The following is a 22,519-nucleotide window of genomic DNA, read 5'->3' on the forward strand; positions in this document are numbered from 1 at the left end:
TTGCGCTTCCTCCCTGACAATAATACGTCCCCCAAATGCTGCTGCTCTGGGTCCTTCTTGCCACCATCACCGGCGGCCTCATCGCCGTCCTTGTCGCCAGCTGGCTGGCCTACAAGGTTTTCGCCCACTATCTGCACCACATGGTCAGCCTGTCCGTGGGGGTGCTGCTGTCGGTCGCGCTGCTGCACCTGCTGCCGGAGGCCTTTGAAAGCGGGGTGGCCGATGCCCATGTGCTGTTCGGCCTGATGCTGGCGTCGCTGATCGGCTTTTTCGTGCTGGAGAAGATCGCGCTGCTGCGCCACAGCCACCATCACGAGGGCGACGGCCACCATCATCATCATGGCCACGACCGCCACGAGGCGGGGCGCGGGGGCGTGCTTATCCTGATCGGCAGTTCGCTGCACAACCTGTGCGACGGCGTGCTGGTCGCGGCGGCCTTCCTGACCGATCCGCTGCTGGGCGTGCTGACGGCCGCCTCGATCATCGTGCACGAGGTGCCGCACAAGCTGGGCGATTTCGTGGTGTTGCTCAACGCCGGCCTGGCGCGCCGCCGCGCTTTCGCGCTGATCCTGTTCACCAGCTTGTGTTCAGCCGTGGGCGGCATAATAGGCTACTTCGTGCTGCAACAGGCGCAGGACTGGGTGCCGTACGTATTGGTGGTTGCCGCGAGCAGCTTCCTCTACATCTCGGTGGCCGACCTGATGCCGCAGATGCACGAACGGGTATCCCTGGCCGATGCGGTGCCGCAATTGCTGCTGGTGGGCGTGGGTGTGGTGCTGATCTACAGCGTCACGACCCTGATGCACCATGGGCATGATCACGAGGCGGGCGCAGGCCACGGCGCGGCGCGTACGGAGCACATGCATACGCATTGAACCGCAGCGTGCGCCATACCCGGCTTTGCTTTCGAACCTGGCCGGTCGTGTCGCGGATGCCGCAAGGCGGACCGCGGGGCATCGGCTCCGCCTTGATTCCTACCAGGAGTTCGCCATGAGTTTTTCCGCCGCCGCCGGCAATGTCGCCCCCACCGTGATCCACACGGACGCCCAGGGGCTGGCCCACGGGGATTTCCAGTTGCCCGTGGCCGATGGATCCATCAGCGCCTATTACGCCGCCCCCGAAGGCAAGCGCGACCTGCCGGTGGTGCTGGTGATCCAGGAAATCTTCGGGGTGCACGAGCACATCAAGGATATCTGCCGCCGGGTGGCCAAGGCCGGTTACCTGGCCGTGGCCGCGAATCTGTACGAGCGCCAGGGCGATGCGTCGACCTATACCGATATTCCCAAGCTGATCGCCGAAATCGTCAGCAAGGTGCCCGACGAGCAGGTGTTCGCCGACCTGGACGCCAGCGTGGCGTGGGCCGCGCAGCATGGCGGTGATCCGAAGCGGGTGGCGGTGACAGGGTTCTGCTGGGGCGGGCGCCTGACCTGGATGTACGCGGCGCACAATCCGGACGTGAAGGTGGGCGTGGCCTGGTATGGCCGACTGAGTTCGGGGCACGGACCGTTGATCAAGCGCTTCGCGTTCGATGTGGTCAATGAACTGCATGCGCCGGTGCTGGGCCTGTATGGCGCCAAGGATGCCAGCATTCCTGTGTCGGATATCGAGATAATGAAAACCAAGCTGGCCGGCGGCAATGAAAATGCCAGGCGCTCCGAGTTCGTGGTGTACCCGCAGGCGGATCATGCTTTCCTGGCGGATTACCGGATGAGTTATCAGGCGGAAGCGGCCAAGGATGGGTGGGGGAGGATGCTGGAGTGGTTCAAGCGATACCTTTGAGAGGGATTGTGCCCTTGGCGTCATGAGAAGCCGCTGCGCGTTTGCGTGGCGGTTTTTTTTAGGGGTGTTGTTGCTTTCGTAGGCAGCCCGGCGCGGGTGGCGCACGGGTGGGCGCGCCTGCGATTGCGGTCCGGAGCCTTCGCTCCGGACTACCCCAACCTCAACCTCGTCCGCCTTCGGCTCCCTACGGTTTCCGTCGGGCGCGTCTGACGGCGCGCCCACCCGTGCGCCACCCGCGCCGGGCTGCCGGTTTCGAGGCATGGGGCGCTGCTGGACCGCGGCGGCATGCGAGAGGTTTGCGGGGCCCGCCAGGGCGGCTGCGCGGGCAGCCGGCCCTGGCATACGGGGTGTGGGGCGTCGGGGCCGGGTTCGCCGCGCGCGCGGGAAGAGGGGGCGATAGGTAGTGCGGTGTCGCGGAGAGAACTGTCCGCCTATTGCGCCCCGTAGATGAATGAAAGGGAGCGAGTTCTATCGCATGCGGCAATCGTCACTGTGCGACACAGTTGCTTCAAGCCGGGGTAGCCCCCAACGGTGGCAGCCATTGCGGGGCAGCGCGGGAGCCTTCAAAAATCTCCCGCCAGGATCGCCGGCCCGCCGCCCGGCCGCCCGAAGGCGGGCCAGCCCCCTCGGGGGGCAGCAAGCGCGCGAAGCGCGCGCGGCGTGGGGGCTCTCAATTCCCCGCTTCGCGCAGGCGGCTGGGGAGGAGTTCGCCGTGGCGGGCCAGGAGGGGATAGGCGGCGGCGCCGACCAGGTGGGAGTTGATGCCCTTCATGTCGCGCAGGATGTCGAGGTAGAGGGCGCCGACTTCGGCGGCGTCGACCTGGCCGCCCTTGATTTTCTGCAGATGGGCGTCCGCGGCCTGCGTTTCGATGGTGCGGAAACGGGACTTTTCGCCGGCCAGGGCGCGGGCCTGGCGCAGGTCGTCGTTGACGAACAGGGCGGCGGCCTGGCGCTGGTTGGAGATCAGTTCACCCAGGGTGTCGTCGAGGCTGGCGCGTTGTTCGGGGGAGAAGGTCCAGCCCTGCTTGCGCAGCTTGGCGATGTGGCTGAGCAGGCCGTGGTGGGCGATGTCGCCGGCATGGCCGATGTTGCTGATGAAGGCAAGGATGTCATCCATGCGCTGCACGTCGTCGCGCGTCATGTTTTCCTGGTCGAGCGTGGCCAGGTAAGTGGTAATGGCGCTTTCGAGCTTGTCCAGGGCCGTGTCGAGCTGGCGCGCCTGCACCATGCGGTGGCGATTGTCGCGCTTGAAGCCGGCGCGCGCGTACAGCAGCAGGGTCTGCAGCATGTCGGCCATGCGCAGGGCTTCGCGGGCGGCGTTGCCCAGCGCGACGGCGGGCACGTCGTGGGCCCATTCGTCCAGGTATTGTGGGCGGGACGGGTCATTGGGATCGGCGCGCTTGGGCAGCCAGCGGGTCAGCAGGGCGGCGTAGGGCGCCAGCAGCGGCAGGAACGCCAGCGCAATGACGGCGTTGAAGAGGGTGTGGAAGTTGGCGACGGCGCGCGCCGGGTCGCTGGACATCTCGCTCATCAGCGGTTGCAGCCAGGGCAGCAGCACCAGGCCGGCCAGCACCCCCAGGATGCGGGTCAGCAGGTTGCCCAGGGGCAGGCGGCGGGCGGCGGGGTCGTCGCCGGTGACGCCCTCGATCATGGGGTTGATGGCGGTGCCGAGGTTGGCGCCCAGCACCAGCGCGAAAGCCACGTGCGGCGCCACCATGTGATGGCTGGCGAGCGACATGACCAGCACCACCACGGCGACGCTGGAGTGGGCGGCCCAGGTGAAGGCGGCAGACAGCAGCACGGCCGCCACCGGCTGGGTGGCCAGGGCGTCCAGGATCATGCCCAGCATGGGAGCGGTCTGGAACGGCTCGAACAGTTCCACCAGTTGGTGCAGCGACAGCAGCAGCAGGCCGAGGCCGATGAAGACGCGGCCCAGGTCGCGGGTGCGGCCCGGCGGATAGCGGCGGAACATCCAGACGCCGGCGAGGATCAGGATGGGCGCCAGCGAGGTCAGGTCGAACGACAGCAACTGCACGATCAGCGTGGTGCCGACGTTGGCGCCGAGCATGGCGGCCAGGGCCGGCACCAGGCCGACCACGCCGCCCGCGGCAAAGCCGGTGATCATCAGGCCGGTGGCGGTGCTGCTCTGCAGCGCCGCGGTGATGCCCAGGCCGGCGGCGAAGGCGCGCAAGCGGGTGCCCAGCGCCCGGCCGAGGGCAGCGCCGAGGGCGGCGCCGAAGGCGCGTTGCACGCCTGTCTGGACCATGTGCACGCCCCACAGCAGCAGGGCGACGTAGCCGGCGAAGTCAAGCAGGGTAATGAGTCCGGACATCCTGGGGTGGTTCCATTCTTTTTATGACAAGAAATAATTCTGTAATGATCGCATGCCGGGGCAGGTGGGGAAACCCGTCCCTGGAATACAGCATACGCCCCGCAGGGCTTTGCTGCGTAGTGTCGGACCTTGCGCGTATCATTGCCGGATCATTCTTGGATGCAGGGGAGTTGCGGTGGCCGTTTCCGTTTTCGATCTGTTCAAAATAGGCATAGGCCCGTCGAGTTCCCATACCGTCGGCCCCATGCGGGCCGCATTGCTGTTTGCCCAGGGGCTGGAGCGCGACGGCCTGCTGCCCAAGGTGGCGAGCGTGCGCGCCGAACTCTATGGGTCGCTCGGCGCCACGGGCAAGGGCCACGGAACCGACAAGGGCGTGCTGCTGGGCCTGATGGGCGAGGCCCCGGATACCGTCGACCCCGCCGCCATCGCCGGCATGATCGCCTCGGTGCGGGCCAGCCGCCAGCTGCCGTTGCTGGGCCACTATCCGGTGCCGTTCGTGGAAAAGGAACACATGATGTTCTACCGCCGCGAAGCCATGGCCGAGCACCCCAACGGCATGAAATTCCACGCCTTCGACGCCGAGGGCCAGTCGCTGCGCGAGGCCCGCTACCTGTCGGTGGGCGGCGGCTTCGTGGTGACGGCGGGCGCGTCCAACAGCCAGGTCATCGCCGCGCACGACCAGTTGCCGTACCCGTTCCGCACCGGCCGCGAGTTGCTGACCATGTGCCGCGAGAGCGGCCTGAGCGTGGCCCAGTTGATGATGAAGAACGAGCTGACCTGGCGCGAGGCCGGCGAGGTCGCGGCCGGGCTGGACCGCATCTGGCAGGTGATGCAGGACTGCGTTTCGCGCGGCTGCGGCATCAACTATCCCGAAGCCGACGGCGAGCTGCCGGGTCCGCTGCGGGTGCGCCGCCGCGCCCCCGAGCTGTACCGCAACCTGACCCAGCGCGCCGAGCGCACGCTGTCCGATCCGCTGTCGGTGATGGACTGGGTCAACTTGTACGCCATGGCGGTGAACGAGGAAAACGCCGCCGGCGGCCGGGTGGTAACGGCGCCGACCAACGGCGCGGCGGGCATCATCCCGGCGGTGCTGCACTACTACGACCGTTTTGTCCCCGGTTCCAACCGCGAGGGCGTGCGCGACTTCCTGCTGACCGCGGCGGCCGTGGGCCTGCTGTACAAGTACAACGCCTCGCTGTCCGGCGCCGAAGTCGGCTGCCAGGGCGAGGTCGGCGTGGCCTGTTCGATGGCGGCTGGCGGCCTGGCCGCTGCGCTGGGCGGCTCGGTCGAGCAGGTCGAGAACGCGGCCGAGATCGGCATGGAGCACAACCTGGGCCTGACCTGCGACCCGGTCGGCGGATTGGTGCAGATTCCCTGTATCGAACGCAACGCCATGGCCTCGATCAAGGCCGTCAACGCCGCCCGCATGGCATTGCGCGGCGACGGCCAGCACTACGTGTCGCTGGATTCGGTCATCAAGACCATGCGCGAGACCGGCGCCGACATGAAGACCAAGTACAAGGAAACGGCGCGCGGCGGCCTGGCGGTGAATATCGTCGAGTGCTGAGGCGGGCGCGCCCCAAACAAAAAGCCCCTTGATCGCTCAAGGGGCTTTTTTTCATTGCCGAGCCGCCTCAGGATGAAAACGCGCCTTCGGGGGGGCCAGCAAGCCGCTGGCGCGGCGCGGAGGCTTTTCTCGTGGGCCGTTGCCGGGATCAGATCACGCGGGCGTTCTGCAGCGCGGCGATGCGGGCCGGGATCGGCGGGTGCGAGGCGAACATGGCCGCCAGGCCGCCCTTGCCGGTGATGCCGGAGGCTTCGAACGACTTGGGCAGTTCGCCCGGTTCCAGGCCGCCCAGGCGGGCCAGGGCGCGGATCATGGGTTCGCGGGCGCCCATCAGGTGGGCCGAGCCGGCGTCGGCGCGGTATTCGCGCTGGCGCGAGAACCAGGCCACGATGATCGAGGCCAGGATGCCGAAAATGATCTCACAGACGATCACGGTGACCATGTAGCCGGGGCCGAGGCCGCGTTCGTTCTTGAACACCACGCGGTCGATGAAGTAGCCGACCACGCGCGCCAGGAACACCACGAAGGTGTTGACCACGCCCTGGATCAGGGTCAGCGTGACCATGTCGCCGTTGGCGATGTGGGCCACTTCGTGGGCCAGCACCGCCGCCACTTCCTCTTCGCTCATGCTTTCGAGCAGGCCGGTCGACACCGCCACCAGCGAGTCGTTCTTGAAGGCGCCGGTGGCGAACGCGTTGGGCGCGCCGTCGTAGATGGCGACTTCCGGGCGGCCGATGCCGGCGCGATCGGCGAGCTGGTGGACGGTGTCCAGCAGCCAGGCCTCGCGCTGGTTGCGCGGCGCGTTCGGATCCAGCACCTGGGCACCGGTGCTCCATTTGGCCATGGGCTTGCTGATCAGCAGCGAGATGATGGCGCCGGTGAAGCCGACCACGACCGAGAAGATCAACAGCGCCTGCAGGTTCAGGCCGTTGGCGGTCAGGTAGCGGTCTACGCCCAGGATGCGCAGCGTGGCCGACAGCACGAGCATGACGGCCAGGTTGGTAATGACGAAAAGGATGATGCGTTTCATGCTTTTTTTGTTCCTCAGCGAGCGGGACTTGTGCGGGATTGGACTGTGCCGCGGCGCAGCAGTTCCCCGACCGCCGCGCCGCTCCCGGTGACGGAGAGTATAGTATCGCTTTCCCCTATTTCCCCTCCCTCTTTTTACCTGAGCGCAGACCCCGATGCAGGCACTTTGGATGTTGCTGGCGTCCGCCATGTTCGCCATCATGGGGTCGTTCGTGAAGCTGGGCACCGAGCACGGCGCGACGCTGCCGCAAGTGGTGCTGTTCCGTGGCCTGCCATCGGTGGTGCTGCTGCTGATCTGGGCGCGCGCCGGGCGCCAGTCGATCGTGCCCACCAGCTGGAAACTGCACCTGTGGCGCAACCTGTCCGGCGTCACCTCGATGTGGCTCGGTTTCTTCGCCATCTCCCATCTGCCCCTGGCCACCGCCACCAGCCTGAACTACACGGCGCCGCTGTTCATCGCGTGCTGGATGCTGGGGTGGGGCGGGGCGCAGCGCGACCCGGTGCGGATCGCGGCCGTGGCCCTGGGCTTTTTGGGCGTGATCGCGGTGCTGCGTCCCAGCATCAACGAAGACCAGTGGCTGGCTGCCTTGCTGGGCCTGGGGGCGGGCGCCATGTCGGCCATCGCCATGATGCAGATCCGCCAGCTGGGCCGCATCGGCGAGCCCGAATGGCGCACGGTGCTGTTCTTTTCGGTGGCGGTGTGCGCCTCCAGCTTCGCCGGCCTGGGCTTCGAGGGCTGGGGCCAGGCCGACTGGACCGGCTACAGCTCGCTGCTGGGCGTGGGCGTGACGGGCCTGTTCGGCCAGTTGGCCATGACGCGGGCGTTCGGCCTGGGGTCTGCATTGCTGACCGCGGCCCTGCAATACAGCACGATCATCTTCGCGGCCCTGCTCGGCATGGGTTTCTGGGGCGATACCCTGGACGGCCTGGCCTGGGCCGGGATGGGCCTGATCATTTCGGCGGGCCTGCTGTCGGTCTGGCGCACCATGCGTGACCCCAAGCCGACCTGATCCCGCCAACCCGACCCTATCAGAGGAGAATTTCCGATGACGATGACCCTGATTTCCGCGGCCGACCTGGCCACGCACCTGGGCGCGGCGGACGTGCGCGTGTTCGATGTGCGCCACGACCTGACCAACCACGCGGCCGGCCGTGAAGCCTATGCCGCCGGCCATATTCCCGGCGCCCGCTACCTCGACCACGAAACCGAGCTGGCGGCCCCCCGGACCGGCAGGAACGGCCGCCATCCGCTGCCCGACCGCGGCCAGTTCGGCGCGTTGATGGCGGCGCACGGCGTCACGCCTGAAACCCTGGTGGTGGCCTATGACGCCAGCGGCGGCATGTACGCCGCGCACCTGTGGTGGATGCTGCGCTGGCTGGGCCACGACCGGGTCGCCGTGCTCGACGGCGGCTGGCAGGCCTGGCAGGCCGCCGGGCTGCCCACCTCCACCGAGGCGGCCGCGCCGGTGCAGGCGGGTGCGCCGGTGACGCCGGCGGCGCCGCTCGTGGGCAGCGTGGATGCGCAGGCGGTGCTGGACAACATCGCCCGGCCCGGATTCACCGTGATCGACGCGCGCGCCGCCAACCGCTATCGCGGCGAGGTCGAGCCGATGGATCCGGTGGCCGGCCACATCCCCGGCGCGTTGAATCGTCCGAACGGCCAGAACCTGCAGGCCGACGGCCGCTTCAAGGACGCGGCGCAATTGCGCCAGGAATTCACCGCCCTGCTGGACGGCCGCGACCCCGCGGCCATCGTGCACCAGTGCGGCTCGGGCATCACCGCGTGCCACAACCTGCTGTCGATGGAAATCGCCGGCCTGGCCGGCTCGCGCCTTTATCCGGGCTCGTGGAGCGAGTGGTGCAGCGATCCGTCCCGGCCGGTGGCCAAGGGCGAGTGAACGCACCGGCCGGCCCCGCCGCAAACCGGGCCTGAAACCGCGCCGTGGTATTCCGACGGCGCGGGTGGCGGCCTTACCAGACCGCCGCCAGCTTGACCCGTCCGGAGACGCTTTCGGCGATTTCCAGGAAGTGGTCCAGCGGCGGGGTGGCCAGCCCCGGCACCTTGGCCATGTCGTCCCAGCGCCTCAGGCGGATCGCATCCGGCGCGCCCGGCATGCTGGCGAAATCCACCGCCTGGCCCGCATCGAAGCTGCCCCCTTGAAGCGCCAGGCTGCGTTTCGAATCCTCCGAAAGCGACGCTTCATACTGCGGCTCCACGTAGCAGAGGTAGCGCTTGGCCTCCACGTGCAGCCGGATCGGGTCCAGCACCGCCGAACTGAACAGCCCGCGCAGGAACGGCAGCACGAAATACTGGTGCTTGTCGTCGATGCCGCGCAGCGTGGGCGTGTCGGGATGGTCGGCGATCAGGTGCCCGAGGTCGTGCAGCAGGCAGGCGGTGATCAATTGGGCATTGGCGCCATTGCGTTCGGCCAGCGTCGCGGTCTGCAACGCATGCCGCAGATGGCTGACGGATTCGCCATGATAGGAACGGTGCCCGCGTTCCAGGAAAAGCTGTTCGATGTCCTGCAGGGTCAAGGCCATGGTTGTCTCCTGAGTGGCCGCAAGGGGAAGAGGCGGGCAGTGATCCCTGGGATCAGCCGGCTGCCGGCGCCATCTCCAGAAAGCGCGCGATGAGTTGCACCGGTTGGCGCTCGCGCAGGCAGTACAGGTATTCATGCATCACGACGTCGGCGCCCTCGATGTCCAGGGCCGCCAGTTCGGGATGGGACGGAATTTCACGCGAGGGAATCAGGCTGATGCCCAGTTCGCACAGGATGGCCTGGCGGATCGATTCGCGGCTGCCGATTTCCAGCGTGCGCTTGACCGTCACGCCAGCCGCCTGCAGCGCCTCTTCGGTCAGCTGGCGCGTCATCGATCCGGGTTCGCGCAGCAGCAGCGCGTGGTCGGCCAGGTCCGCCAGCGCCACCTTGCCGCGCCGCGCCAGCGGGTGGCCGCGGTGCGTCACCACGCGGATCGGGTCGGCCGCGATCATGCGGCGGTACAAATGCTTGTCATCCATCAGAAACGAGGACGTGGCAATCTCGATCCGATAGTCGTGCAGCGCCTGCAGCATGCTCTGCGAGTTGCCGATGGCCACGGTCAGGTCGATGCCGGGGTAGAGCTGGTTGTAGCGGCGCACCGTGTCCATGATGTAGTACGGCCCGGTGGCGCCGATGCGCAGGTTGCCCTCGCGCAGGTCGCTGGCGTCGCGCAGCCGGAAATCGATCTCGGTTTCCTGCTGCACCAGCTTTTCGACCATCGGCATCAGGCTGTGCCCGGCATCCGACAGTCGCATGCCGCGGCCCTGGCGGTGGAACAGCTCGACGCCATAGCGCGATTCCAACTGGCGCAGTTGCCCCGTCACCGTGGGTTGGCTGACGCCCAACTGGGCCGCGGCCTTGGTGACGGTGCCGCAGCGAGCCACGGCATAGAAGGATTTGAGTTCGGCGACGAGCACGTTGGGCAGGGCCTGTAAACGGATGAATTGGTGGACGGATTGCGCAAGACCGCCAGTACACCAAAATAATTTGATGTTTTTATTACTGCATTTGCGCGAAGTGTCATAAACACTCAATACGCGCCTTCCATACTGCCTTCGTTCCCAGACCGGAGGCCCCATGGCCCAACAGCTCCAACGCGATACCAATACTGTTCCGACCGGCGCCGCGCCGCCGCACGGAGCGCCGCGCGGGGGCTTTCTTTCGGTCAGCAATCTCGTCAAGCGCTTCGGCAGCCATACGGCGCTGTCGGATGTGTCGCTGGATATTCGCGCTGGCGAACTGGTGTGCCTGCTGGGTCCGTCGGGTTGCGGCAAGACCACGCTGCTGCGCGCCATCGCCGGGCTCGAGCGCCAGGACAGCGGCACCATTTTGCTGTCGGGCCGGGATATCTCCCATGCCGAGCCGCAGGAGCGCGACTACGGCATCCTGTTCCAGTCTTATGCGCTGTTTCCCAACCTGACCGTGGCCCAGAACGTGGCCTACGGTTTGAGCGGCAAGCGCGCCCATCGCAAGCACGTGGCCGACCGGGTCGAGGAAATGCTGACGCTGGTGGGCCTGGCCGGCGCCTCTCATAAATATCCGGGACAGATCTCCGGGGGCCAGCAGCAGCGCGTCGCCCTGGCCCGCGCGCTGGCGCCGTCGCCGTCCCTGTTGCTGCTGGACGAGCCGATGTCGGCGCTGGACGCCCGCGTGCGCGAACACCTGCGCATCGAATTGCGCGCGCTGCAGAAGCGCCTGTCGATCACCACGCTGATGGTGACGCACGACCAGGAAGAAGCGATGGTCATGGCCGACCGCATCGCCGTCATGAACGGCGGCGTCATCGAGCAGTTCGGCACCCCGCGCGAACTGTATCGCCAGCCTGGCTCGGCCTTCATCGCCGATTTCGTCGGCGAGGCCAACTGGCTGCCGTTCGAGCGCATCGACGCGCACCGCGCCCGCGTCGGCCGCCAGGAACTGGCGGTGGACGAGGCGCTGGAGCGCAACGTCGGCAAGCTGTTCGTGCGGCCCGAGGCGGTGCGCGTGAGCGTGGCGCGTCCGGAGCAGCCCAACACCATGCTGGCCGACGTGCTCGATGGCGTGTTCCTGGGCCGCGGCTACCGCCTGGCGCTGCGCCTGGAAGGCGTGCCCGGCGCCACCGTGCATTCGATCGTGTCCCCCGAAACCGGAGACGCCCTGCTGGGCCCTCACGCCGCCAGCCGCTGCTGGGTGGAGCTGCCGCGCCATGCGATTCGCGCCTACGCTTGATCCGGCTTCGAGCCGCGCACCCGCCGCCATGTCCGCGCCCGCCGACACGTCCGTCGCCCCCGTTTCTGCGTCACTGGGCCGCCGGCCGCTGCCCGCCTGGGTCGGGGCCTTCGGACTGACGCTGGGGCAGGGCGCCCTGGCGCTGGGCCTGGCGCTGTTCCTGGCCCTGCCGCTGGTGGCCATCCTGGCCAAATCGGTCACCGACGCCAATGGCGACTGGGCCGGCCTGTCGGTGGTGCTGGGCATCATCGGCGCCGACGGTTTCCTGGGCATGGTCGGGCGCAGCCTGACGGTGGGCGTGGTCACCATGATGCTGGTGGTGCCCTGCGCCTACGCCTTCGCCTATGCCCTGACGCGCAGCCGCATTCCCGGCAAGGGCCTGCTGCGCACCATCGCGCTGCTGCCGCTGCTGGCGCCGTCGCTGCTGCCGGGGATCGCGCTGGTCTACCTGCTGGGCAACCAGGGCTTGCTGAAAGGCCTGTCCGGCGGCGCCACCATCTATGGTTTCTGGGGCGTCGTGGTGGGCGAGGCGTTCTACACCTTCCCGCACGCGCTGATGATCCTGCTGACCGGCCTGACGCTGGCCGATGGACGCCTCTATGACGCGGCGCGCGCGATGGGCGCGGGGCCACTGCGCACCTTCATGACGGTGACGCTGCCCGGCACGCGTTATGCCGTGTTCTCGGCCTGCTGCGTGGTGTTCACGCTGACCGTGACCGACTTCGGCGTGCCCAAGGTGGTGGGCGGCGACTACAACGTGCTGGCGATGGAAGCCTACAAGGCGGTGGTCGGCCAGCAGAACTTCCCCAAGGGCGCCGCCATCGGCATCCTGCTGCTGTTGCCGGCGCTGCTGACCTTCGTGCTCGACCGCCGCCTGCGGGCGCGCCAGGGCGCCCAGCTGAGCGGCCGCGCCCAGCCCTATGCGGCCGGCGCCAACCGCCGGCGCGACGCGGCCTTCCTGTTGCTGGCGGGCGCCATGGCCGGGTTCCTGCTGCTGATCATCGGCGTGGCGGTGTGGGCCTCGTTCGTGAAGATGTGGCCCTACAACCTGTCGCTGTCGCTGCGTTCGTACGACTTCGACAACATGGATGGCGGCGGCTGGCTGGCCTGGCGTAACAGCCTGGAACTGGCTTTCTGCACCGCGCTGATCGGCACGGTGGTGGTGTTCCTGGGCGCCTGGATGATGGAAAAGGTGCCGGCCCGCAGCGCCTCGGCGCGAGGCCTGCGCGGCGTGCTGGGCATGCTGGCGCTGATGCCGATGGCCGTGCCCGGCCTGGTGCTGGGCCTGGGCTACATCTTCTTCTTCAACGGCGCCGCCAATCCGCTCAATGTGCTGTACGGCACCATGCCGCTGCTGGTGCTGTGCACGGTGGTGCACTTCTACACCAGCGCGCACCTGACGGCCGCCACCGCGCTGAACGCGCTGGACCCGGAGTTCGAGGCGGCCTCGGCCTCGCTCAAGGTGCCGCGCATGACTACCTTCCTGCGCGTGACGCTGCCGATGTGCCTGCCGGCCGCGCTCGACGTCGCCCGCTACCTGTTCGTTTCCGCCATGACCACCGTGTCGGCCGTGGTGTTCCTGTACAGCCCGTCCACGGTGCTGGCCGCCGTCGCGGTGCTGAACATGGATGACGCCGGTTTCATCGGCCCGGCCGCCGCCATGTGCACCGTGATCATGGCCAGCTCGGCGGTCGCGGCGCTGCTGCTGCACCTGGCCAGCCGCGCCCTGGTGGCGCGCAGCCAGGCCTGGCGCCGGCCCGCGGCCCTTTGATTTGAATATTCTGCAAGGAAGATCCTCATGACTGTTTCGCCTCTGCCCGTCCGCCTGGAAGCGGTGATTTTCGATTGGGCCGGCACGCTGGTCGACTTCGGTTCGTTCGCCCCGACCAAGGTGTTCGTCGACGCCTTCGCCGAGTTCGGCATGGACGTCACGCTGGAGCAGGCCCGCGGCCCGATGGGCGTGGGCAAGTGGGATCACATCCGCGCGCTGTGCGACGAGCCCGCCATCGCCAACCAGTACCAGGCCCGGTTCGGCCGCCTGCCGACCGACGACGACGTCACCGCCATCTACGAACGCTTCCTGCCGATGCAGCTGGACAAGGTGGCGCAGTACTCGGCCGCCATCCCCGGCGCGGCCGAGCTGCTGCGCGCGTTGCGCCAGCGCGGCCTGAAGATCGGCTCGTGCTCCGGCTACCCCGACAGCGTGATGCGCCGGGTGGTGGAACGCGCCGCCGGCGAAGGCCTGCAGCCCGATTGCATCGTCGCCAGCGACGATGTGCCGCGCGCCCGCCCGGCGCCGGCCATGGCGCTCAAGAACGTGGTGGAGCTGGGCCTGACGGACGTGGCCGGCTGCATCAAGGTCGACGACACCGCCCCCGGCATCGAGGAAGGCCGCCGCGCCGGCATGTGGACCGTCGGCCTGCTGCTGTCGGGCAATGCGGCCGGCCTGACGCTGGACGAATACCTGAGTCTGGACGACAACGGCCGCCAGGCGGCCCGCGAACGCGCCGGCCGCGAACTGTCCGGCGCCGCGCCGCACTACCTGATCGACACCGTGGCCGACCTGCCCGGCGTGATTGCCGATATCGAATCCCGCCTGGCGGCGGGCCAACGCCCCTGAGGCCGCCGGCGCCGGGATCCTGACCCAACCTTTTTTCGCAACGCACCGCGGCGGGCATGGGCCGGCCGCGGCGACCCGACTCACCCTTTTTCCGCCCACCCACGGAGTACCTTCATGAAACGCTTCACGCTGCTTGCCCTGGCCGCCGCTTTCGCCGGCCTCACCGGCGCCGCTTCCGCCGAGACCACGCTGACCGTCTACACGGCGCTGGAAGCCGACCAGATCAAGGCTTACCAGGCCGCCTTCGAAAAGGCCAACCCCGACATCAAGATCCAGTGGGTGCGCGACTCCACGGGCATCATCACCGCCAAGCTGCTGGCCGAAAAGGGCAACCCCAAGGCCGACGTGATCTGGGGCCTGGCCGGCACCTCGCTGGGCCTGATGGACAAGGAAGGCATGCTGCAGCCCTACGCCCCCAAGGGCCTGGACCAGATCGCCGCCAACATGCGCGATGCCAAGGCCGAGCCCACCTGGGTCGGCATGGACGGCTTTGCCGCCGCCATCTGCTTTAACACCGTCGAAGCCGAAAAGCAGAAATTGCCCAAGCCCGAATCGTGGCAGGACCTGACCAAGCCGGTCTACGCCGGCAAGATCGTCATGCCGAACCCGGCCTCGTCGGGCACGGGCTTCCTGGACGTCAGCGCCTGGCTGCAGATCTTCGGCGAAGAAAAGGGCTGGGCCTACATGGACGCCCTGCACAAGAACATCGGTTCGTACACGCACTCGGGCTCCAAGCCGTGCAACATGGCGGCCGCCGGCGAATTCCCGATCGGCGTGTCGTTCGACTACCGCGCCGCCAAGCTCAAGGCCGACGGCGCGCCGGTCGAAGCCGTGTTCCCGTCGGAAGGCCTGGGCTGGGAAGTCGAAGCCACCGCCATCGTCAAGGGCACCAAGAACCTGGAAGCCGCGCGCAAGCTGGCCGACTTCTCGGCCAGCCGCGAGGCCAACGAGCTGTACAAGGCCAACTTCGCGGTGCTGGCGATTCCCTCGATCGCCACGTCCAACCCCAACCTGCCGGCCGACCTGACCAAGCGCATGATCAAGAACGACTTCGTCTGGGCCGCCACCAACCGCGACCGCATCATCGCCGAATGGACCCGCCGCTACGACGGCAAGTCCGAGCCCAAGAAGAAGTAATCGGGCCACCGCGGCGGCCACGCCGCCGCGGCAGGGCAGGCGCCCGGGCGGGCGCTTCCCGCGCAACCTTTCTGCCTCATTCTCCAAATGAAAAAATTCGACGTAGTCGTGGTCGGCGCCGGCATGCTCGGCATCGCCCATGCCTGGGCCGCCGCCAAGCGCGGCCTGTCGGTGGCCGTGATCGAACGCAGCCGCCAGGCGCATGGCGCCACCATCCGCAATTTCGGCCAGGTGATCGTCACCGGCCAGGCCCCCGGCATGATGCTGTCGCACGCCCAGCAGGCGCGCGAGCTGTGGCTGGACCTGGCATCCCAGGCCGGCTTCCATGTGCGCGCCAACGGCGCGCTGGTGCTGGCGCGCGACGCCGGCGAGGCCGACGTGCTGGACGAATTCGCCCGGACCCGCCTGCAACAGGAAGGCTATCGCGCCGAGCTGCTGTCGGGCCGTGAGGTGGCAAAGCTGTATGACGGCCAGCTGGCGCACCACTGCGCCGCGCTGCGTGGGCTGGACGACCTGCAGATCTATTCGCGCGAGGCCTTGCCGGCCATCACGCGCTACCTGGCCGAATCGCTGGGCGTCGAATTCGTCACCGGCACCCTGGCGCGCGCCGTCGAGCAAGGGCAGGTCGCGACCACCGCGGGCGACTTCACCGGTGCGCACGTCTTCGTCTGCCCCGGCCACGACTATCTGACGCTGCTGCCCGAACGGTTCGCGCCGCTGAACCTGGAAGTGACGCGCCTGCAAATGTTGCGCGCGGCTTTCGAGACGAGTCCCATGGCGCTGGACCGCCCGCTGCTCACTGGCCTGTCCTGCGTGCACTACGGCGCCTTCTCGGACCTGCCGTCGGCGTTGGCGCTGCGCGAGCAGATCCAGGCGCGCACGCCGATGCTGCTGGAAAACGGCATCCACCTGCTGATCAGCCCCACGCCCTATGGCGAACTGATCATCGGCGATTCGCACCGCTACGGCCAGGATGCCTTCCCGTTCAACGACGAGGCCATCGACAACGCCATGCTGGACCTGGCGTCGCAGGCGCTGGGGGCGCGGCTGCGGGTGCTGGAGCGCTGGCAGGGCGTCTATGGCACGCATGGGCCGGCGCCGTTCTCGGTGATGCCGGTGGACGCCGCCACCACGGTCGCGGTGATGCACTCGGGCGTGGGCATGACGGTCGGGCTGGCGATCGGGGAGCGCACGGTCGCCGCCGCCCTCGGCCGCTGAACTGCCGCCCCGGCAAAAAGAAAGGGCTCGCGATCGCGAGCCCTTTTGCGTTGGCGGAGCGTGTCCTCAGAGCCGCTCCTGCATGATGCGGCGGTACCATTCGTGGAAGTGCTGCATGCCGTCTTCCATCGGCGACTGGTAGGGACCGGTCTCGTTCACGCCGCGCAACATCAGGGCCTTGCGGCCGGCGTCCATGCGCTCGGCGATCTCGTCGTCCTCGATCGCCGTTTCCATGTAGGCCGCGCGCTGCGCCTCGACGAACTCGCGCTCGAAGGCGGCGATTTCCTCGGGGTAGTAGAACTCGACCACGTTGACGGTTTCCTGCGGGCTCTTTGGATACAGCGTCGACAGCACCAGCACGTGCGGATACAGCTCGATCATGTGGGTCGGGAAATACGTGACCCAGACCGCGCCGAAATCGGGCGCGTCGCCGTCGCGGAACGACAGCAGGCGATCGTGCCATTGCTTGTAGACGTCCGAACCCGGCTGGGCCAGCGCGTTGTGCACGCCGACCTTCTGCAGGCTGTACCAGTCGTTGAACTCCCAGGTCAGGTCGTCGCACGTGACGAAGCGGCCCAGGCCGGGGTGGAACGGGCCGACGTGGTAGTCCTCCAGGTACACCTCGATGAAGGTCTTCCAGTTGTAGTTGCACTGGTGCACTTCGACGTGGTCCAGCACGTAATCGCCGAAGTCGAACTCGGGCCGCGCGAACAGCGGCGCCATGTCGGCGGCCGGGTCGCGCGGGCCTTCGAACAGCAGGCCATGGCAATCACGCAGCCGGAACTTCTGCAGGTTCATGCACGGCGTGGTCTCGAACTGCGGCGCGCCCAGCAGCTCGCCCTGGTTGTTGTAGGTCCAGCGGTGCAGCGGGCAGACGATGTTGCCGCCGGTGGCCTTGAGGCTGCCGTGCGAATTGCAGTGGCCGGTGACGTCGCCGGCCTGGCCGCCCAGCATCAATGCCTGGCGGTGGCGGCAGACATTTGAGATGAGTTCAACGCCCTGCTGGTTGCGAACCAGCACGCGCCCTCCATTTTCCTGGGCCAAGGTGCGCCAATCCCCGACCTCGGGCACCAGCTTCTGGTGGCCGACGTACAGCGAGGATTGCTTGAAAATGAGTTCTTGCTCGCGGGCAAAGAGGGCTTCGTCAAAATAAGCACTGACGGGTAGCTGGGTGCGAGCTGGCACAACATGTGCCATCCGACCGATGTCGGTCATGATTCCCTCCGCTCGGATGAATATTTCCCCCAACGCCGCGCCCACTGTGTACTACGTACCAGCTGGGCTGACCTGCCCTCAAATGGGGGCCTCTTTCTGGGGCGGCCCGGCGTTAAAAAGCCAGGACGGCTTGAGCTTCGTCACATCCCCTGCCGCTGTTGCGACATTGTTGCGTCGCTGTTGCTTCACCACTGCTGCTTCACTATTGCGCGTTTGCGCGCTGTCGTGTTTTGCAATCGCGGTATGCAAGAGGGGTGGCTAAATCCGTTCTGGCGCGAAGAAAAATCGGTGTCTGGCCGATCAAGTAAGCCGTCAATTGTACCCCAACCCTTTTCCCCACGCCCGTGAAGATCGGTGAAGCTTAGTGAAGATCCGGCCGCGCTGGTTTGACCGCGCGCAAAACCTGAATAACCTTGCACATCGTAGGTTTTTCAGACCAGCCTGCGGGTGGCGGGATGGCGCCGCAGCAACCAGCTGCTGGCGGCGGACAAGGCGAACACCGCCAGGGTCAACAGGGGCACGACCCAGGCGTCGCGGCGCGCGCCGCTGATGGCGCCGGCCCGGTGCGCCACATCCAGGAACACCGGATGGATCAGGTAGACCCCGAAGGTCAGGGGAGCCAGCGACGCCAATCGTGGCAGTCGCGGCGACGAGACGATGAACTGGAATGCCGCCAGCGACATGAACGGCACGGTCAGGCTGAAGTAGTCGTAGAAATAGGTGTTCAACGTTCGGTTGCTGGACATGGTGTACACGCCCAGGGCCGTGGCCGCCACGCTCGCGGCCAGCACCAGCGCCGGCCGTGGCACGCGCAACTCGCCGTCGAAGATCTGGCGCCCGGCGACGAAATAGCCCAGGTAGGGCAGGAACCAGGTCAGGAAGAAACCGGGTTGCGCGCCGAGGGCGCGGCGATAGAGCGCATCGAGGATGGCCAGGCCCAGGATGCCCACCACCCACAGCGAGCGCGAGCGCGGGCTGCTGCGCGCATACAGCAGCCGCACCAGCGGCGCGAACAGGTACAGCCCCACGATCATGTAGAGATACCAGAGGTGGTAGTAGGGTTCCCCTTGGGCGACCTTGCGCGGCCAGAAGGAGAAATCGACGTGGCCGTCGTCCCACCAGTCCAGGCCGGTGCGCCAGGCCAGGTAGAACAGGCTCCAGAACACCAGCGGCGTCAGGATCCGCGTCGCCCGCTTGCTGTAGAAGCGGCGCGCGTCCTGCGGTTTGTCGGGATCGAGCAGCAGGGCGCCGCTGACCATCACGAACACCGGCACGCACCAGCGCGCCGCCGAATCGTAGAGATTGGCGGCCAGCCAGGCGCCATTGCCGAACGCCGCCGGTTCGCTGACGATCAGGGCGGCGCTGTGCAGCAGCACCACCGCCGCGGCGGCAAGCCAGCGGGCGGCATCCAGTCGGGCGTAGCGGTCATCGGTCAAAGGCATCGGACTCCCGGAGACAAGTGAGGCGGGGGAGGGCGCGGCGGCCGTCCTCGCTTTTCACCTTAGCAGCCGGGGCGGCGCGGGTACTGTATCCAGGGGTTAGGTTGCGCATGAAAAACCGACAGGGCCGCGCGGGCGCTGTCGGTCTAGGGGCGCCCTGGGCGCAGGTTCGCGGACGTTGCGGGTCGGTGAACGTTTTGTCACGAAACGGCGGTGGCCGTCATTGCAGGACGATATTGGCCTGCTTGATCAGCTGCGACACGATGGGCTGCTCGTTCCTGATCTGCCGGGCCAGTTCCGACGGGCTGCCGGAACGCGGGTCGATGCCCATCTCCAGCATGCGCTTTTTCACGGCTTCGTCCTTGAGCGTATCTGCCAGGGCCGCCTGCAGCTTTTCCAGCACCGGGGCCGGCGTGCCCTTGGGCGCCACGAAGCTGAACCAGGCGGTCATGTCGAAGCCCGCGTAGCCCTGCTCGGCCAGGGTCGGCAGTTTCGATTCGGTGGCCAGGCGGTTGGGGCTGGTGATGGCGAACACCTTGACCTTGCCGGCCTCGGCCTGCGGCATGCCGGTGGCGACCATGTCGAAGAACAGGTCGACGTCGCCGCTGATCAGCGCCGGCAGGGCCTGGGTCGCGCCCTTGAACGGCACGTGCAGGATGTCGATGCCGGCGCGTTCCTTGAACAGTTCGCCCGCCAGGTGCGACGAGGTGCCGGCGCCGAAGGTGGCGAAGGTCAGCTTGCCCGGGTTCTGCTTGGCGTACGCGACCACGTCCGCCGTGCTGTTGAACGGTCGCTTGGGGCTGGACAGCAGCACCAGTGGGCCCACCCCGACCATGCCGATCGGGGCGAAACCGTCGGGATCGTAGGGCAGTTCCTTATACAGGTAGCGGTTGGTCACCAGGGTGGAGTTGGTGGCCATCAGGATGGTGTAGCCGTCCGGCGTCTCGCGCGCCACGAAGGCGGCGCCGATCGAGGTGCCGGCGCCCGCCTTGTTCTCGACGATCATGGGCTGTCCCAGCGTCTTGGCCATGCGCTCGGCCAGCACCCGGGTCAGTACGTCGGTGGCGCCGCCTGCCGGGAACGGCGACACGACCTTGATCGGACGCGACGGATAGGAATCGGCCTGGGCGCCCAGCGCGGCGACGCTGAGCAGTAAACCCGCCAGGAATGGGTAGCGCTTGCGAATCATGTTTTCCCCTTGAAATCGCGTGTGTGTTAAATTCCGAATATTGGAATTTAGTTTTGTTATTCGAAATAAACTATAAAAACGAAGCGAATAGAAATGCAATCTTTTTCTGACCCCAAGCGCATTCCCCATCCCGCCGCCAAGCCCGACCAGAAGCTTGAATTGAGCGCGCCGGCGCGCCGCAAGCGGGCGGGGGCCGTGGGCGAGGGGCCGGTATCACCGGATTTCATCACCGCGCTGGCGCGCGGGCTGGAGGTGCTGCGCTGTTTCCGGCCCGGCGTGGCGGCGCTGGGCAACCTGGATCTGGCCCGCCTGACCGGCCTGCCCAAGCCCACCATCAGCCGTATTACCTACACCCTCACCGAACTGGGCTACCTGCGCTATCACCCCGATACCGGCAAGTACTCGCCCGGCTACGGCGTGCTGGCGCTGGGTTTCGGCCTGCTGGCCGGACTGGAGGTGCGCGAGTTGGCCAAGGCCTCGATGACCGATCTGGCGCGCGAGACTGGCGGCGCGGTGGCGCTGGGGGCGTTCGACGGCGACGCCATGACCTACGTCGAGGCCATCCACGGTTCGTCCGCCCTGTATCTGCGGCTGCCGGTCGGCTACCGCGCCAGCCTCGACAGCGCCATGGGCCGCGCCTATCTCGCCAGCCTGCCGGCGGCCGCCTGTGCCGACGTGCTGGAACGGCTGGGGCCGGCGGCGCCGGCGCCTGCCGCCATCGAGCGCGCCCGCGCCGAACTGCGCGACACCGGCTGCTGCTTCGCGATCGGCGAGTGGCAGTCCGGCATCAACGCCGTCGCCGTGCCCTTCGTGTCGATAACGGGCGAGGGGGTGTTCGTCATGAGCTGCGGCGGGCCGGAAGGCTTGTTGCCCGAAGCCGGCCTGCGCACCCATGTGGCGCCGGCGCTGCGAGCCGCGATCGCGGGGTTGGCGGGGGCTTGCGCCTGAGACCGCGGGCGCATCGGGACGTGTCCTTGGTATCTCGTACAATTCACGGATTGATCCACCCCTAGCGCCCTCGGAGACCCGTTTGGCCAAACCCGCACAAGCCGATCCGCAGACCGACGACCGTCCCTTGCCCCAGGATTTCGAAACGGCCCTGGCCGAACTCGAATCGCTGGTCGCGGCCATGGAAGACGGTTCGCTGCCGCTCGAGCAATCGCTGGCCGCGTACCGTCGCGGCGTGGCGTTGACGCGCGTCTGCCAGGACCGCCTGGCCCAGGCCGAACAGCAGGTCAAGGTCCTCGAGGGCGACCTGCTGCGCCCGCTGGATCCGGCGGCGCTGGATGACGAATAAGAATCGGATGAAGCAAATACAACTCGCTTTCCCGGAGTGGCTGCAGGGCCGCGTGCGGCATGTCGAAGACGTGCTCGACGACCTCCTGCCGCCCGCCGACGCCGTGCCCGCCCGCCTGCATGAAGCCATGCGCTACGCCGTGCTCGGCGGCGGCAAGCGGGTGCGCGCCGCGCTGGTCTACGCCGCCGGCCAGGCCTGCCCGGTCAGCGGCAGCGTGCTGGCCGTCGAGGCCTCGCTGGACCGCGCCGCCGCGGCGGTGGAACTGATCCACGCCTATTCGCTGGTGCACGACGACCTGCCCTGCATGGACGACGACGTCCTGCGCCGCGGCCGTCCCACCACCCACGTGCAGTTCGACGAAGCCACCGCCATGCTGGCTGGCGACGCGCTGCAGCCGCTGGCCTTCGAATTGCTGGCCTCCATGCCGATCGCCCCGGCGCTGATCGTGCAGGCCACGCAGTCGCTGGCGCGCGCCGCGGGCAGCCAGGGCATGGCCGGCGGCCAGGCCATCGACCTGTTCAGCGTCGGCCGTTCGCTGTCGCGCGACGACCTGCAACTGATGCACAGCATGAAGACCGGCGCCATGCTGGCCTGCAGCGTGGCGCTGGGCGGCATCGTCGCCGGCGCCAGCTCGGCTTCGCGCCAGGCGCTGGACGTCTATGCGCAGGCCATGGGGCTGGCGTTCCAGGTGGTGGATGACATCCTCGACGTGACCGCCGATTCCACCAGCCTGGGCAAGACGCCGGGCAAGGACGCTGCCGAAAACAAGCCGACCTACGTTTCGCTGCTGGGCCTGGACGAGGCCCGCGCCTTTGCCGGCGAGCTGCGCGAAGCCGCGCTGGCCGCGCTCGAGCCGTTGGGCGATGCCGGTTCGCGCCTGGCCGAACTGGCCGATTTCATCGTCCTTCGAGATCGCTGAACCGTGACCCGTCCGGGCTGGCCGCAGGCC

At 67.7% G+C, this 22,519-nt stretch carries 20 protein-coding genes; 13 read left to right on the plus strand and 7 right to left on the minus strand.

Annotated features, from left to right (window positions below; all coding sequences use genetic code 11):
• Window positions 1-35 precede the first annotated feature (35 nt).
• Both ACVN9Z_RS15055 and ACVN9Z_RS15060 read left to right on the plus strand, forming a co-directional pair.
• Entirely contained in the window at window positions 36-875 is an 840-nt protein-coding gene (locus tag ACVN9Z_RS15055; protein ID WP_024068213.1) for a ZIP family metal transporter, read from the plus strand.
• A 115-nt stretch (window positions 876-990) separates the two neighbouring features.
• Window positions 991-1,779 (plus strand): dienelactone hydrolase family protein, encoded by a 789-nt coding sequence (locus tag ACVN9Z_RS15060; protein ID WP_024068214.1) that lies wholly within the window; start codon window positions 991-993, stop codon window positions 1,777-1,779.
• 670 nt (window positions 1,780-2,449) lie between these two features.
• Here ACVN9Z_RS15060 and ACVN9Z_RS15065 read toward each other — a convergent pair.
• A complete protein-coding gene (locus ACVN9Z_RS15065; protein WP_006388345.1) occupies window positions 2,450-4,111 on the minus strand; it encodes a Na/Pi cotransporter family protein in 1,662 nt (553 codons plus the stop codon).
• Between the two features lie 175 nt (window positions 4,112-4,286).
• Between ACVN9Z_RS15065 and ACVN9Z_RS15070 the strand changes: the two genes are divergently transcribed.
• A complete protein-coding gene (locus ACVN9Z_RS15070; RefSeq protein WP_006388346.1) occupies window positions 4,287-5,678 on the plus strand; it encodes an L-serine ammonia-lyase in 1,392 nt (463 codons plus the stop codon).
• Window positions 5,679-5,826: 148 nt separating this feature from the next.
• Here ACVN9Z_RS15070 and htpX read toward each other — a convergent pair whose 3' ends face one another.
• Window positions 5,827-6,708, minus strand: coding sequence for a protease HtpX (gene htpX, locus ACVN9Z_RS15075; protein ID WP_006388347.1), 882 nt, complete (start codon window positions 6,706-6,708; stop codon window positions 5,827-5,829).
• A 154-nt stretch (window positions 6,709-6,862) separates the two neighbouring features.
• Here htpX and ACVN9Z_RS15080 point away from each other — a divergent pair, with 154 nt between their 5' ends.
• Complete coding sequence (locus tag ACVN9Z_RS15080; protein WP_006388348.1) at window positions 6,863-7,717, plus strand: DMT family transporter; 855 nt, start codon at window positions 6,863-6,865, stop codon at window positions 7,715-7,717.
• Between the two features lie 36 nt (window positions 7,718-7,753).
• A complete protein-coding gene (locus ACVN9Z_RS15085) occupies window positions 7,754-8,605 on the plus strand; it encodes a sulfurtransferase (protein WP_054443060.1) in 852 nt (283 codons plus the stop codon).
• Between the two features lie 73 nt (window positions 8,606-8,678).
• On the opposite strand, the gene ACVN9Z_RS15090 is transcribed toward ACVN9Z_RS15085, so the two are convergent.
• A complete protein-coding gene (locus tag ACVN9Z_RS15090; protein WP_006388351.1) occupies window positions 8,679-9,248 on the minus strand; it encodes a phosphonate degradation HD-domain oxygenase in 570 nt (189 codons plus the stop codon).
• Window positions 9,249-9,300: 52 nt separating this feature from the next.
• Window positions 9,301-10,164 (minus strand): LysR family transcriptional regulator, encoded by an 864-nt coding sequence (locus ACVN9Z_RS15095; protein ID WP_006388352.1) that lies wholly within the window; start codon window positions 10,162-10,164, stop codon window positions 9,301-9,303.
• A gap of 160 nt (window positions 10,165-10,324) precedes the next feature.
• Here ACVN9Z_RS15095 and ACVN9Z_RS15100 point away from each other — a divergent pair, with 160 nt between their 5' ends.
• From ACVN9Z_RS15100 to ACVN9Z_RS15120, 5 genes are all read left to right on the plus strand, one after another.
• On the plus strand, window positions 10,325-11,455 hold the full coding sequence (locus ACVN9Z_RS15100; RefSeq protein WP_006388353.1) for a putative 2-aminoethylphosphonate ABC transporter ATP-binding protein: 1,131 nt from the start codon (window positions 10,325-10,327) through the stop codon (window positions 11,453-11,455).
• 28 nt (window positions 11,456-11,483) lie between these two features.
• Entirely contained in the window at window positions 11,484-13,226 is a 1,743-nt protein-coding gene (locus ACVN9Z_RS15105) for a putative 2-aminoethylphosphonate ABC transporter permease subunit (RefSeq protein ID WP_458212370.1), read from the plus strand.
• A 27-nt stretch (window positions 13,227-13,253) separates the two neighbouring features.
• Window positions 13,254-14,075: a phosphonoacetaldehyde hydrolase gene (gene phnX / locus ACVN9Z_RS15110; RefSeq protein ID WP_024068218.1), complete on the plus strand. Its 822-nt coding sequence runs from the start codon at window positions 13,254-13,256 to the stop codon at window positions 14,073-14,075.
• Window positions 14,076-14,189: 114 nt separating this feature from the next.
• Window positions 14,190-15,212 (plus strand): putative 2-aminoethylphosphonate ABC transporter substrate-binding protein, encoded by a 1,023-nt coding sequence (locus ACVN9Z_RS15115; RefSeq protein ID WP_049051670.1) that lies wholly within the window; start codon window positions 14,190-14,192, stop codon window positions 15,210-15,212.
• A gap of 87 nt (window positions 15,213-15,299) precedes the next feature.
• On the plus strand, window positions 15,300-16,430 hold the full coding sequence (locus tag ACVN9Z_RS15120; RefSeq protein WP_458212371.1) for a TIGR03364 family FAD-dependent oxidoreductase: 1,131 nt from the start codon (window positions 15,300-15,302) through the stop codon (window positions 16,428-16,430).
• Window positions 16,431-16,496: 66 nt separating this feature from the next.
• Here ACVN9Z_RS15120 and ACVN9Z_RS15125 read toward each other — a convergent pair whose 3' ends face one another.
• From ACVN9Z_RS15125 to ACVN9Z_RS15135, 3 genes are all read right to left on the minus strand, one after another.
• On the minus strand, window positions 16,497-17,645 hold the full coding sequence (locus ACVN9Z_RS15125) for an aromatic ring-hydroxylating oxygenase subunit alpha (RefSeq protein ID WP_024068221.1): 1,149 nt from the start codon (window positions 17,643-17,645) through the stop codon (window positions 16,497-16,499).
• A 431-nt stretch (window positions 17,646-18,076) separates the two neighbouring features.
• Complete coding sequence (locus ACVN9Z_RS15130; protein WP_024068222.1) at window positions 18,077-19,087, minus strand: acyltransferase; 1,011 nt, start codon at window positions 19,085-19,087, stop codon at window positions 18,077-18,079.
• A gap of 217 nt (window positions 19,088-19,304) precedes the next feature.
• Entirely contained in the window at window positions 19,305-20,273 is a 969-nt protein-coding gene (locus ACVN9Z_RS15135) for a Bug family tripartite tricarboxylate transporter substrate binding protein (protein WP_020924529.1), read from the minus strand.
• A 93-nt stretch (window positions 20,274-20,366) separates the two neighbouring features.
• Between ACVN9Z_RS15135 and ACVN9Z_RS15140 the strand changes: the two genes are divergently transcribed.
• From ACVN9Z_RS15140 to ACVN9Z_RS15150, 3 genes are all read left to right on the plus strand, one after another.
• Window positions 20,367-21,221, plus strand: a complete 855-nt coding sequence (locus ACVN9Z_RS15140; protein WP_006388362.1) for an IclR family transcriptional regulator — start codon at window positions 20,367-20,369, stop codon at window positions 21,219-21,221.
• 82 nt (window positions 21,222-21,303) lie between these two features.
• Window positions 21,304-21,570 carry an exodeoxyribonuclease VII small subunit gene (locus ACVN9Z_RS15145; RefSeq protein ID WP_006388363.1) on the plus strand — a complete coding sequence of 89 codons (267 nt, stop codon included), beginning with the start codon at window positions 21,304-21,306 and terminating at the stop codon, window positions 21,568-21,570.
• A gap of 7 nt (window positions 21,571-21,577) precedes the next feature.
• The gene (locus ACVN9Z_RS15150) at window positions 21,578-22,489 is read left to right on the plus strand and encodes a polyprenyl synthetase family protein (RefSeq protein WP_024068224.1); all 912 of its coding nucleotides are present in this window, start codon (window positions 21,578-21,580) and stop codon (window positions 22,487-22,489) included.
• Window positions 22,490-22,519 lie beyond the last annotated feature (30 nt).

The sequence above is a fragment of the Achromobacter sp. KK8 genome (assembly GCF_054188005.1).